9 protein-coding genes are annotated in these 12,885 nt (G+C 71.9%); 4 read left to right on the forward strand and 5 right to left on the reverse strand.

The genetic code is table 11. The annotated features are described in order from the left end of the window. Positions 1-32: 32 nt before the first annotated feature. Together ACR68M_RS26800 and glgX are read right to left on the reverse strand one after the other, a co-directional pair. Positions 33-611: a Uma2 family endonuclease gene (locus ACR68M_RS26800; RefSeq protein WP_441246688.1), complete on the reverse strand. Its 579-nt coding sequence runs from the start codon at positions 609-611 to the stop codon at positions 33-35. Between the two features lie 61 nt (positions 612-672). Next, entirely contained in the window at positions 673-2,781 is a 2,109-nt protein-coding gene (gene glgX, locus ACR68M_RS26805) for a glycogen debranching protein GlgX (protein ID WP_441246689.1), read from the reverse strand. Between the two features lie 409 nt (positions 2,782-3,190). On the opposite strand from glgX, the gene ACR68M_RS26810 reads away from it, so the two are divergent. The 4 genes from ACR68M_RS26810 (at position 3,191) to ACR68M_RS26825 (ending at position 8,901) form a co-directional block, all read left to right on the forward strand. Then, positions 3,191-4,438 (forward strand): SAV2148 family HEPN domain-containing protein, encoded by a 1,248-nt coding sequence (locus tag ACR68M_RS26810; RefSeq protein ID WP_441246690.1) that lies wholly within the window; start codon positions 3,191-3,193, stop codon positions 4,436-4,438. A gap of 235 nt (positions 4,439-4,673) precedes the next feature. Beyond that, positions 4,674-6,743 carry an iron uptake transporter permease EfeU gene (gene efeU / locus ACR68M_RS26815; RefSeq protein WP_441246691.1) on the forward strand — a complete coding sequence of 690 codons (2,070 nt, stop codon included), beginning with the start codon at positions 4,674-4,676 and terminating at the stop codon, positions 6,741-6,743. After that, entirely contained in the window at positions 6,743-8,071 is a 1,329-nt protein-coding gene (gene efeB, locus ACR68M_RS26820; RefSeq protein WP_441246692.1) for an iron uptake transporter deferrochelatase/peroxidase subunit, read from the forward strand. Before efeU ends, efeB begins: the two co-directional genes overlap by 1 nt. 128 nt (positions 8,072-8,199) lie before the next feature. Beyond that, positions 8,200-8,901, forward strand: coding sequence for an exonuclease domain-containing protein (locus ACR68M_RS26825; RefSeq protein WP_441246693.1), 702 nt, complete (start codon positions 8,200-8,202; stop codon positions 8,899-8,901). A gap of 175 nt (positions 8,902-9,076) precedes the next feature. Here the strand turns inward: ACR68M_RS26825 and ACR68M_RS26830 are convergent, their stop codons facing one another. The 3 genes from ACR68M_RS26830 to ACR68M_RS26840 form a co-directional block, all read right to left on the reverse strand. After that, the gene (locus ACR68M_RS26830; protein WP_441246694.1) at positions 9,077-10,078 is read right to left on the reverse strand and encodes a polysaccharide deacetylase family protein; all 1,002 of its coding nucleotides are present in this window, start codon (positions 10,076-10,078) and stop codon (positions 9,077-9,079) included. Between the two features lie 163 nt (positions 10,079-10,241). Beyond that, positions 10,242-11,123 carry a phosphotransferase enzyme family protein gene (locus tag ACR68M_RS26835; RefSeq protein WP_441251725.1) on the reverse strand — a complete coding sequence of 294 codons (882 nt, stop codon included), beginning with the start codon at positions 11,121-11,123 and terminating at the stop codon, positions 10,242-10,244. Between the two features lie 56 nt (positions 11,124-11,179). Further along, positions 11,180-12,520 (reverse strand): serine hydrolase domain-containing protein, encoded by a 1,341-nt coding sequence (locus ACR68M_RS26840; protein ID WP_441246695.1) that lies wholly within the window; start codon positions 12,518-12,520, stop codon positions 11,180-11,182. Positions 12,521-12,885 lie beyond the last annotated feature (365 nt).

A 12,885-nucleotide genomic window follows, 5' to 3' on the forward strand; every position in this document is an offset into this window, starting at 1 on the left:
GCAACCGTAGGGGGCGGCCCCGAGGGTGCGGCTCAGCGCACGTACGTCTTGAAGATCTCCGTCTCCAGAGTGAACCCGACCGGGGACGGAAGATCGACGGAGCCGCCGTACGCCCGGGTCACCCCGGTGCGGTACTTCCCACCGTGCGGGTCACTGTGGACGGTGACCTCGCATCGTTCACGGTCGATCAGCAGGTACACCGGGATTCCGGCCTGGGCGTAGGCTGCAGGCTTCTCGACCCGGTCACGCCGGTCGGTGTCGCGGTCGTAGGACGTGATCTCCACGGCCATCAGGACTCCCTCGGGCGCCGCCCACTCCCCCTGCCCGGCGAAGTGGGCCACCGGCGCCAGCACCCCGTCGGGGCGGGCGCACCCACTGCGGTACTGCTCGACCCGCAACCCCTGCTCGATGTGCAGATCCAGCTCCGGCCGGTACTGCATGCACTGCCGGAGAAGCCACATGATGATCGCGCCGTGGTCGCCGTCAGGCACCGCTTTGACTCCCAGCCGTCCGTTGATGAACTCCAGCGTCACGGTCTCGGGGGCCGCAGCGGCGATCTGCTCGAAATCCTCGACCCGCATCTGCGGCCGGTCGGTGGCCATCGCGGTCATCCTGAACTCCTTCAGCCGTTACCGTGCCACCGTACTACCGAGGCCCCCGTCCGAGGCCGCTCTAAGCAGGCCGTTGCAGGACCAGCAGGGAGCGGTCGGTGAGCCAGAGGGAGTCGCCGGCCTTGACGCGGGTGCCGGTGCCTGGGCCGGGGAGGGTGGGGAGGGTGGTGTCGACGACGACCTGCCACTCCTGGCCGTGGTCGGCGGGGACGGTGAACTCGAGCGGTTCGAAGTGGGCGTTGAACAGCAGCAGGAACGAGTCGTCGACGATCTTGCCGCCGCGCCGGTCGGGTTCGGAGATGGCGTGGCCGTTGAGGAAGACGGTGAGGGACTTGGCGTAGCGGGTGCTCCAGTCGCGGGCGGCCATCTCCTCGCCGGTGGGGGTGAACCAGGCGATGTCGGTGAGGTCGTCGTGGGTGCCGGAGACGGGGCGGCCGTGGAAGAAGCGGCGGCGGCGGAAGACGGGGTGGTCGCGGCGCAGCCAGATCATGCCCTGGGTGAATTCGAGCAGCCGGGTGTCGGCGTCCTCCCAGCGGACCCAGGAGAGCTCGTTGTCCTGGCAGTAGGCGTTGTTGTTGCCGTGCTGGGTGCGGCCGAGTTCGTCGCCGTGCGAGAGCATCGGGACGCCCTGGGAGAGCAGCAGGGTGGCGATCAGGTTGCGCTGCTGGCGGGCTCTCAGTTCGAGGACGGCGGGGTCGTCGGTGTCGCCCTCGGTGCCGCAGTTCCAGGAGCGGTTGAAGCTCTCGCCGTCCCGGTTGTCCTCGCCGTTGGCGGCGTTGTGCTTCTCGTTGTACGAGACGAGGTCGCGCAGGGTGAAGCCGTCGTGGCAGGTGACGAAGTTGATGGAGGCGATCGGGCGGCGACCGTCGTCCTGGTAGAGGTCGGAGGAGCCGGTGAGCCGGGAGCCGAACTCGGCGAGGCTGGCGTCCTCGCCGCGCCAGAGGTCGCGGACGGTGTCCCGGTACATGCCGTTCCACTCCGTCCAGAGCGGCGGGAAGTTGCCGACCTGGTAGCCGCCCTCGCCGAGGTCCCAGGGCTCGGCGATCAGCTTGGCCTGCGAGACGACCGGGTCCTGCTGGACGAGGTCGAAGAAGGAGGAGAGCCGGTCGACCTCGTGGAACTGCCGGGCGAGGGTGGCGGCGAGGTCGAAGCGGAAGCCGTCGACGTGCATCTCGGTGACCCAGTAGCGCAGCGAGTCCATGATCATCTGGAGCACGTGCGGGCTGCGCATCAGCAGGCTGTTGCCGGTGCCGGTGGTGTCCTCGTAGAAGCGCTGGTCCTTGGCGAGGCGGTAGTAGGAGGCGTTGTCCAGGCCCCGGAAGGAGAGCGTGGGGCCGAGGTGGTTGCCCTCGGCGGTGTGGTTGTAGACGACGTCGAGGATCACCTCGATCCCGGCCGCGTGCAGGGCCTTGACCATCGACTTGAACTCCTGCACCTGCTGGCCCCGGTCGCCGCCGGAGGAGTAGGAGGAGTGCGGGGCGAAGAAGCCGATCGTGTTGTAGCCCCAGTAGTTGGAGAGCCCGAGGTCGCGCAGCCGGTGATCCCGGACGAACTGGTGCACGGGCATCAACTCGATGGCGGTGACGCCGAGTTTGGCCAGGTGCTCGATCACCGCCGGGTGCGCCAGGCCCGCGTACGTGCCCCGGATCTCGTCGGGGATGCCGGGGTGCAGCTGGGTGAGGCCCTTGACGTGGGACTCGTAGAGCACGGTGCGGTGGTAGTCGGTGCGCGGCGGCCGGTCGTTGCCCCAGTCGAAGTAGGGGTTGATGACGACGGAGTGCATGGTGTGCGGCGCGGAGTCGAGGTCGTTGCGGCGCTCGGGGGCCCCGAAGTGGTAGCCGTAGACCGACTCGTCCCAGTCGATGTCGCCGCTCATCGCCTTCGCGTACGGATCGAGCAGCAGCTTGGAGCTGTTGTGCCGCTGGCCCAGGCCCGGGTTGTGCGGGCCGTGCACCCGGAAGCCGTACCGCTGGCCGGGCTGGATGCCGGGCAGGTAGGCGTGCCGGACGAAGGCGTCCGTCTCGCGGAGCTCCACGGTCGTCTCGGACCCGTCCTCGGCGAGGAGGCACAGCTCGATCCGGTCGGCACCCTCGGAGAACACCGCGAAGTTGGTGCCGGCCCCGTCGTACGTGGCACCGAGTGGGTACGGCTGACCTGGCCAGACCTGCATTTAGTCCTCAACTTCCGTTGCCGTCATGGGAATTGACGCTCCCTGGGCTCTGCCCGCCCGGTCGCCCCGGTAGGCCGAGCCTGCTCGTACCGTGACGCACGGCACAAGGGGCATACTCACCGACGCGGGCGCGCGGACGGAGTTCATTCGTCTGTTGTTCGCCCGAACGGGTGTCCGTCGGCCCGCTGTCACCCCGCCGTCGGTTGTCGGCCGCTTTTCACCGGGAAGCGGTCGAGACTGGCTGTCAAGAGGGCTGTGTGCCGTACGGCGCGCGCAGTACCCTTGATCTTCCGGCGCGTTCCGGAGTGTTCCGGCTCCGCAGACAGGCTCTGCCAAGGCCGCCAAGGTTGAGACTGTGTCAGCGGACGGCCCGTCACACCCGACGGCGGGCCGAGAGGTGAGGTAGCGCATGGTGGTCCCCTCCGACGGCCGGAGCGGGCCCGACGGCCCAGGGCGGAGCGAGGCGCAGACGGTGGTGATGCGCTCGGCCCCGAGCGGCCGCACCGGCCTCCCCACCCAGCCCGGCCCGCCCGAGGGGCTGCCGCTGGCGTGGTCGCCCGAGCAGTGGCAGCTGGCGCACCAGCGCGTCCGGCTCACCGGCAGGGCGTACGTCTGGCTCAACCTCGTCGAGCAGCGGCTGCGCGCCCTCGTCGACGAGGTGCTGCGCCCGGTCTACGCCCCCGCCCACGGGGAGGACTGGGTCACCGCCGCCGCCGGGCCCGCCGGGGAGGAGTGGGTGCACCGGGCCGGGGCCGTCCGCGAGGTCAGCCGCCGCAAGGGCTACCTGCTCGACCCGGCCGACGACGACCCGCTGGTCTTCCTCACCCTGCCCCAGCTGCGCGAACTGATGGTGCAGCACTGGCCCTGCTTCGAGCCGTACGTGCTGGACCGCCGCGAGGTCGAGCTCGCGCTGGACGAGCTGGAGGTCGCCCGGCACGTCGTCTCCCGCAACCGCAGCCTCTCGCAGACCGTGCTCGCCCAGGCCGAGCGGGCCGCCGCCAGGCTGCTCACCCTGCTGGACGGCGGCGCGGGCGGCGTGCCCGCCGACGTGGTCGAGGAGCTGGTGGCCGGCCGGTACGCGGACGTCGTCGCGGTGCACCCGGACCGCGTCCGGCTCCAGCGCGAACTGCCGGTGGAGGACCTGCTCGACGGTGCCCGCCGCCTCGACGCCGTCGGCATCGGGCTCGGCATGCTCTGCCAGAACTACACCGGCAAGCGGCTGGTGCAGCTCGCGAGCGAGGGCTGCCGGGTGCGGCTGCTCTTCCTCAACCCCGCGAGCAGCGCGGTGCGGCGGCGCGAGCGCGAGTTGGGGCTCGGGCGGGGTGAGCTGGCCCGCTCGATCGAGATGAACATCATGCACGTCCGCCGCGTCCGGGCCCGGCTGCGCGACCAGGGCGGTTTCGAGATCCGGGTCTTCGACGAGACGCCGCGCTTCACCGCCTACCTGGTGGAGGGCCCGCGCTCGGGTGCCAGGCGGCGCGGCGCCGACCTCGGCGTGGTGCAGCCGTACCTGCGGCGGGCCCGGGGCATCGAGTCGCCCGCGCTGGTGCTGCGCGGCGGCGCCGGCCAGCTGCCGGGGAGTCAGGGGGCCGGGCTGCTGGAGACCTATCGGGAGGAGTTCGAGGGCGTGTGGGCTGATTCGCGCGCCGTCTCCTGAGCCCCTGTGCGCCGTTCTGCCCTGCTCTCCGTCAGGTTGTTCGACACCCGGCGTGGACGCTTGACCTCGATACATCTAAGGTATGCCTAAGCTAAGCCGAGGCGCCCTGGTCAGACCCCTGCCCAGGGCGTACGGCTGCGCGGCCGCGTTCCGGATCGGAGCACGGGGCACAGGCACAGGCACTGGCACACAGGACAGGCAAGGCCGGGCTCGACCCGGGGAGGAGCCCCCTTACATGTGGGACGACGCGTTTCCTAGCTTTCTGATCGGTCTACGAGAGGGTCTTGAGGCCGGACTGATCGTCTCCATCCTGGTGGCGACCCTCGTCCGCTCCGACCAGAAGGCACGCCTCCCGCAGGTCTGGACGGGCGTGCTCGCCGCCCTCGCTCTGGCCCTCAGCTTCGGCTCGGTGCTCACCTTCACCGCGGCCAAGCTCTCCGGCCCCGCGCAGGAGGCCTTCGGCGGCACGCTCAGCCTGATAGCCGTCGCCTTCGTCACCGCGATGGTCTTCTGGATGCGCCGCTCGGCCCGCAACCTCTCCTCCGAGATCCGCGAGAAGGTCACCGCCGCCCTCGCCATGGGCGCGGGCACCCTGGTGCTCACCAGCTTCCTGGCCGTCGGCCGGGAAGGGCTGGAGACCTCGCTCTTCCTCTGGAGCACCATCCAGACCGCCAAGAGCTCGACCGGCCCACTGATCGGCGGCGCCGTCGGCCTGCTGCTCGCCGCACTGCTCTGCTTCGGCCTCTACCGCCGCGTCCTGAAGATCAACCTGACCAGGTTCTTCACCGTCACCGGCGCCGTCCTGATCGTGATCGCCGCAGGCGTCCTCAGCTACGGCCTGCGCGACCTCCAGGAGTCCGGCGTGCTGCCGGGCGGCCACGCGTACGCCTTCGACCTCAGCAGCAGCATCGACGGCTCCTCCTGGTACGCCACGCTGGTGCAGGGCGTCCTCAACCTCACCGTCACCATGACCTGGCTTCAGGTCGTCGCCTACCTGGCCTACCTGACCGTCGTGATGACGCTCTTCGTCCGGGGCGTCCGGGCCACCGCGCCGCAGCCGGCCGCTGCTGCCGCTGCGGAGCAGGCCGCCACGGAGCAGCCCACCGCCGCAGAGCCCGAGGTCGAGGCCGAGCCCGCCGGGCGGACCCGCCCGCGCTGGGTCGTCCCGGCCGTGCTGGTCGCCCTGCCCGCCGTCGTCGCAGGCGTAGTGATCGCCGTCAGCGACGGCAAGCCCGCCGGCACGGCGACCGTCTCCGTCTCGGAGACCGAGTGCGGCAAGGGCTTCACCACCCCGCTGCCCGGCCAGCAGGTCTTCCAGATGCACAACACCGGCGACAAGACCTCCGAGGTCTACCTGGTCAACCCCACCACCGGCTCGGTGTACGGCGAGATCGAGGGCCTGGCCCCCGCCACCACCCGCGCGCTCACCGCCACCATCGGCACCGGCGACTACGCCTGGCGCTGCGTCCCGACCGGCGGCAAGAGCGTCACCTCGGCCGCCGTCCACGTCACCGGCGGAGCCGACGTCAAGTCCGTCGTCCCCGTCGCCGAGGACGACCTCAAGGCCCCGCTCGACGCCTACAAGGAGTACGTCGGCAAGGGCCTGACCACTCTGCTGGCCCAGACCCAGAAGCTCCAGGCCGACATCCACGCCGGTGACCTGGGCGCCGCCCGCGCCGACTGGCTCACCGCACACACCCAGTACGCCTCGCTGGGCGCCGCGTACGGCACCTTCGCGGACTTCGACAAGAAGATCAACGGCCGCCCCGACGGCCTCGCCGACAAGGCCGAGGACAAGGACTTCAGCGGCTTCCTCCGGTTGGAGTACGGCCTCTGGCACAACCGGTCGGCCGCCGATCTCACTCCCGTCGTCGACCAGCTCGCCACCGACGTCGACGGCCTCGGCAAGGCCTTCCCGACCCAGGAGTTCGACCCGGCGGACCTGCCGCTGCGCAGCCACGAGATCCTGGAGAACACCCTCCAGTTCGAGCTCACCGGCGACACCGACCAGGGCAGCGGCACCAACCTCGCCACCGCCCGCGCCAACATGGTGGGCACTCAGGAACTGCTGACGGTGCTGGAACCGCTGATCAAGCCCCGCTCGCCCGAGCTGCTGGCCAAGATCGACGCCGGTATGGTGCGGGTCAACGGGCTGCTCGCCGCCGCACACCAGCAGGACGGCAGCTGGACCCCGGTCGACAAGCTTGCCGCCGGTGCCCGCCACCAGCTGAACGGTGCCACCGGGCAGCTGCTCGAAGACCTCGCCCCCGTCCCCGACCTGCTTGAGATCCGGAAGTCCGCCTGATGACCAACCAGACCGCAACCGGCTCCTGCCCCTTTCCGCACGCAGCCGCAGCCGCAGCCGTTCCCGTCCCGACGGAGAGCGCCTGCCCCGCCGGGCCCGCCCGCCGGAGCTTCGTCAAGGCCGCGCTCGGCGCGGGCGCCGGAGCAGCCGCGATAGCCGGCGGCGCCTTCGCCCTCTCGGCCGGGCCCGCCAGCGCCGACAGCAGCTCGACCCCGAAGCGCGGCGCCGTCCCCTTCCACGGCGCCCACCAGGCCGGTGTCACCACCCCGACCCCCGGCTACGCGATCTTCGTCTCCTTCGAGGTGATCGCCCAGGACCGCAAGGCCCTGGAGGAGCTCTTCCACACCCTGACCGACCGCATCCGCTTCCTGACCGCCGGCGGCACCCCGCCGGACCTCGGCGTCGGTGCGCCGCCCGCCGACAACGGCATCCTCGGGCCGGTCGTCCCCACCGACAACCTCACCGTGACGGTCGGCGTCGGCGCCGCGCTCTTCGACGCCCGCTACGGCCTCACCAAGGCCAAGCCCGTCAAGCTCGCCCCGATGAAGACCTTCCCGAACGACAACCTGCAGGCCGCCGAGCTGCACGGCGACCTCTCGCTGCAGATCTGCGCCGACAGCCAGGACACCGTGCTGCACGCGCTGCGCGACATCGCCCGGCACACCCGCGGCGCGATGCAGGTCAAGTGGCGGATCGACGGCTTCCAGAGCCAGTCCCGCCCCGACGGCGCCCAGCGCAACCTGCTCGGCTTCAAGGACGGCATAGTCAACCCCGACATCAAGTCCTCCCGCGAGATGGACAAGCGGGTCTGGGTCACCGACGGTCTGGGCGAGCCCGCCTGGGCGGTCGGTGGCAGCTACCAGGTGATCAGGATCATCCGGATGCTGGTCGAGTTCTGGGACCGCGTCTCGCTCGCCGAGCAGGAGAAGATGTTCGGCCGCCGCAAGGACACCGGCGCCCCGCTGGACGGCGCGGACGAGAACGACGCCCCGGACTACGCCAAGGACCCGGACGGCAAGGCCATCCCGCTGGACGCCCACATCCGGCTCGCCAACCCGCGCACCGACAAGACCGACGACACCCGCATCCTGCGCCGTGGCTACAACTACGACCGGGGCATCGACAAGGTCGGCAACCTCGACATGGGCCTGGCCTTCTGCTGCTACCAGCAGGACGTCGTCCGCCAGTTCGAGGCGACCCAGACCCGGCTGATCGACGAGCCCCTGGTGGACTACATCTCGCCGACCGGCGGTGGCTACTTCTTCGTCCTCCCGGGCGTCAAGGACGATGCCGACTGGCTCGGCCGGGGGCTCTTCGCCGCCGCCTGACCTGTGCTGTCCACGGCCGACCGAACAGCGTGTTCGGTCGGCCGTCGGCGTTCGCGGTCATTCGCTGTCAGAGGCAGCGGCGATGATGGTCCGAAGACAGAACGGCTGACGGACGGAAGGGCACGTACATGAGCTGGTGGAAGGAGCCACTGGTCGGCTTCGATCTGGAGACCACGGGCACCGACCCGGCCGAGTCCCGGATCGTCACGGCCGCGCTCGTCGACACCCTGGGCGGGCACCCCGAGCGGGTGACGGGCTGGCTGGTCGACCCGGGGGTGCCGATCCCGCCGGGCGCCACCGCGATCCACGGCATCACCGACGCCGAGGTCAGAGCCGGCGGCCGCCCGGCGGCCGAGGCCGTCGAGGAGATAGCCCAGGCACTCTGCAGCCGCCTGGCGGACGGCTGTCCGGTGGTCGCGTTCAACGCGCCCTTCGATCTCTCGCTGCTCGACGCCGAGCTGCACCGCCACGGCCGCCCCGGCCTGGCCGAACGCCTCGGCGGCCCGGTCGGCCCCGTGGTCGACGCCCTGGTCATCGACCGCTCGGTCGACAAGTACCGCAAGGGCTCCCGCACCCTCCAGCACGTCTGCACCGTGTACGGGGTCGAGCTCGCCGACGCCCACGAGGCGGGCAGCGACGCCCTGGCCGCCGTCCGGGTCGCCGTCGCCCTCGGCGAGCGCTACCCCGCCCAGGTCGGCGGGCTGACCCCGGGTGAGCTGCACGACCGTCAGGCCGCCTGGTACCAGGACTGGGCCGAAGGGCTCCAGGAGTGGCTGCGCAAGGCCAAGGACCCGGAGGCGGTCATAGACCCGCGCTGGCCGTTGCACTGACTCGGTCCGTCACTGGAGCCGCCTCGACAAGTGGCACCCTGAAGCGCCCTGCGCAGCGGGGTGCCACTTGCTATGTGCACAGCTGTGACGGCGACGATTCTTCCGTTTCGCGCATGCAGTTGATGAGTACAGCCTCGCGCCCCTGGTCGGCGTCGGCTGATGCCGGCCCGCTGGTTCAGGCTGCCGGGAAGTCGAAGGTGTAGCCCTGGGCGATCAGCCAGGGGAGGAGCTGCTTCAGGGCGGCCACCGACTGGCTGCGGTCGCCGCCGCCGTCGTGCATCAGGACGATGCCGCCGGGCTTCAGCTGCTGCTGGACCGCCGTGACGATGGCGGGGACGCCGGGGCGGGCCCAGTCGCGGGGGTCGACCGTCCAGCCGAGCGGGCGGAGGTTGTCCTGGGCGGCGATCAGCCGGTTCTCGGCGGTGAAGTCGCCGCCCGGGGCGCGGAACCAGGCGACCTTGGTGCCGGCGCCGCCCGCCTGGACGATCATGTCCTTCGCGGCGTCGATCTCGTACACCTGCTGCTGGTGCGGGAGGGTGTGCAGCGGCTGCGGGTGGTGCACGGTGTGGTCGCAGAGCCGGTGCCCCTCCGCGAGTATCCGGTGGACGATGGCCGGGTTGGCGGTGGCCTGCGGGCCGATCTGGCAGAAGGTCGCGTGCGCGCCGTACTGGGCGAGCAGGTCGAGGACCTGGCCGGTCGCCGGGCCGGGGCCGTCGTCGAAGGTGAGCGCGACGCTGCGGCCGCCGGAGGCGGTGCCGTGCACGATCGAGACCGGCACACCGGGCGGCGGCTGCGGGGAGGGCGTCGCCGAGTGGTCGGCGGAGGGGGAGGGCGAGGGCACCCCCGGCGTGCTCGCCGAGCTGGACGGCGCACCGGACGGCGCACCGGACGGCGAGGCCGAGCGGGAGGCGGAGTGCGAGGGGGTCGTGCTGGGCCGCGCGGAGCCCGAGGACGGCGACCCGGACGGCGAGGGCGACTCCGGGTCCGAGCCCGAGAAGGTGGGGGAGGGCGAGCCGTCGGTCGAGGGCGCCGGGGAGCTGGAGGAGACGCCGTCGGACGACGTCCGGACCGCGCCCTGCGCCGCGCCGCACCCGACCACCAGCGCGGGGGCGAGCAGCGCGGCGAGCCCGTACCGGAGGCTGCGGTTCAGCGACGGGCGGTTGCTGGGTATCGACATCGCGACGGCTCCTGTAGGCGTGCGGCGGCCCCACGCGCGGGGTGTACGGACGGAGAGACGCGGCAGGCCCTGGGCCGGTTCCGCAAGCCTGTGCGAGCAGGCAATACGAGCAAGCGTGCACCCGAAATAGCCCCTGGCAAAGGGGATGTGGCGCACGACGCAGTCAGAACGGGTACCAGCGCACCGCCGTCGCGCCGTCCCGCAGGGAGTCGACCCGGCGGCGGAACTCGACCGCGGCCGCCTGGTTGCCGGGCACCTGCTGGGCGACCCAGCAGGCACTGGCGGTCTCCCGGGCGCCGCGCAGGACGGCGAAACCGGGCCACTCGCGCACGTCCCAGCCGTACCCGGCCGTGAACGCCCGGTAGTCGTCGGCGGGCACACCGTAACGGTCCTGGCTGAGGGCGAGCACCACGAGGTCGTGCTCGCGCAGGTCGTCGGCGACGGTCTCCAGATCGAGCAGGACGGGGCCGTCGGGGCCGAGGTGCACGTTGCGGGGCAGGGCGTCGCCGTGGATCACACCGGGCGGCAGGGCGGGGGTCAGCCCGGTGAGGGCGTCGGCGTACTCGTCCCGGCGGTGGCGCAGGTACGTGGCGTCCGCCGGGTCGAGGTGGCCGTCGGCGCTCGCCAGCCAGCGGTCGACGGGGGCGAGCAGATCCCGGCGGCCGAGCGGGAAGGGCGGCGCGGGCAGGCGATGGAGTGCGCGCAGCAGCGGCGCGAGGTCGGCGGGCCGGGCCGGGCCGACGGCGGGCGGCAGCCGGTGCCAGAACGTGACGGGGTGGCCGTGGGCCGCGTACGGCTCCGGCAGGTAGGGCCGGGTGACCGGCAGCCCCTGGCCGTCCAGCCAACCGGCGACGGCCAGCTCCCGGCGGGCCCGCTCGGCGAGCTCCGGACCGCGCCCGATCTTCACCACCACGGCCGGGCCGCCCAGGTCGAACACCGCGTTCTCCCCGAGCGCGATCAGCTCTGCCGCCCCCGGCTCGCCCAGCCCGGCCGCCGCACACCCGGCCGCCAGCAGCACCCGGGCCCGCGCCTCGTCGAAGTCGATGGTGTCCACGATCCGCATCATGGCACGAGGCACCCGGCCCCCACGCACTGCAGCGGTCAGCGCGGCCGCAGCGCGCAGGCGTGGACGAGGTACGCGCCCAGCAGGCCCTCCCGGTCGCCGTTCTTGAACGCGATGGCGCGGCCCACCAACTGGCCTTGCTCGGCCCGCAGTTCGAGCGCGAAGTCGGGGCTGTTCACCCGGGCGTCGGCGGTGGGCAGTTGCAGCGCCGCGCCGGCGCGCAGGTCGCAGCGCGGAGAGGCGGTGGCCGGCACGGTGACCGCCGGTCCGCCACCCAGCCGGATCGTCACCTGCCCGTCCGTCAGGATCTCGATCCACAGCGGGATGTCGCCTTCGGCGGTGCTGACTTCCCCGGCCCAGGCGCCCGGAGCCAGCTCCAGCGGGTGGGGCTGCTCCGGGGCCGGGTAGACCTGGTGGGTGTGGAAGCCGGGTGCGAGGGTGCCCATCAGGCGGCCGACGACGGCGTCCCGGGTGGCCTTGTCGGTGGAGTTCGCCAGCACGGCGACGGAGAGTTCGCGCTCGGGGATCTCGATCATCATCGCGGAGACGCCGCCCATCCCGCCGCCGTGGCTGCGGAGCAGCGGCCCTGCGCCGCGCGAGACGATCCGGCCGAACCCGTAGCCGAGCCGCTCGTCGAACGGTACGGCGTCGTACGCGGCCGCAGCCGTGCCGGGCTTGAGCAGGCGGACGGCGGCTCGGGCGAAGAGCGCGATGTCGCCGGCGGTCGCCCAGCCGGCCCCGGGGGCGGGGTGGCTGCTGTGGCAGACGTCGTACGCGCGCCCGCCGGTGGAGTAGCGCCGGGCGACCGGCGCCGTCCCGGGGTAGGTCGACCCGTACCCGAAGCTGGTCAGGCCCAACGGCTCGGCGACCCGCTCGCGCAGGTACTCACCCAGGCCCTGCCCGGTGGCAGCCTCCAGCAGATTGCCCAGCTCCTGGTACCCGATGTTGGAGTACTCGAAGGCGGTGCCCGGCTCGCGGAGCAGCGTGCGGTACCGGCCGATGTCGATCGGCACGGGCCCGGCGCCGTAGTGGAAGTTGTAGAACGCCGGGAACCCGCCCCGGTGTTGGAGCAGCTGCCGTGGTGTCGGCGCCGTCCAGCGGTAGCTGCCGGGGATCGGGGCGTCGAGGTCGAGCAGGCCCTCGTCGGAGGCCAGGCAGACGGCCACGGCGGTGAAGGCCTTGGTGATGGAGGCCAGCCCGTAGACGGTCTGCGGAGTGGCCGGGCGCTGTTCGGCCACGTCCGCCAGGCCGTAGGCCCGGGTGAGCACGAGTTCGTCGCGTTCGGCCACCGCCAGGGAGACCGACGCGCAGCCGTGCTCGGCCAGCACCTCCGCGCAGAACTCGTCCAGCCCGTCCAGTCCGTCCAGCTTGTCCAGCATGTGGCCGCCCTCCCGATCGGATTCCTTGCTCGGTCGAACGATCTTCTCAGGGCCGGAGTGTCCTTCTTCCGTACGGGTCGAGGTCCACCCTGAGGGGGAGACGTCTCCACCCGGAGTACGAGGTGCCGAGGGGGCCTCGCGGGTGAGGATGGAGCACGGTCCGCTGCCTGGTTCGTACGGGGGCGGTCTCGACGGGGGTGTGCGTTCGAGGAGCGAGGGGCCTGCTTGCCGGGCGGCAAGCAAGTTCCCGTAGGATGCTCACACTTACTACTTACCTGCCGACCGGCTAAGAGCTGTCCTGCTCCGCGCCGATCCAGCCGTCGCCCGGCTTCCCGTCCCCCAGGGCTGCGGTGAACCATGCCCAG

The organism is Kitasatospora sp. McL0602 (assembly GCF_052076145.1).
Classification (GTDB): Bacteria; Actinomycetota; Actinomycetes; order Streptomycetales; family Streptomycetaceae; genus Kitasatospora.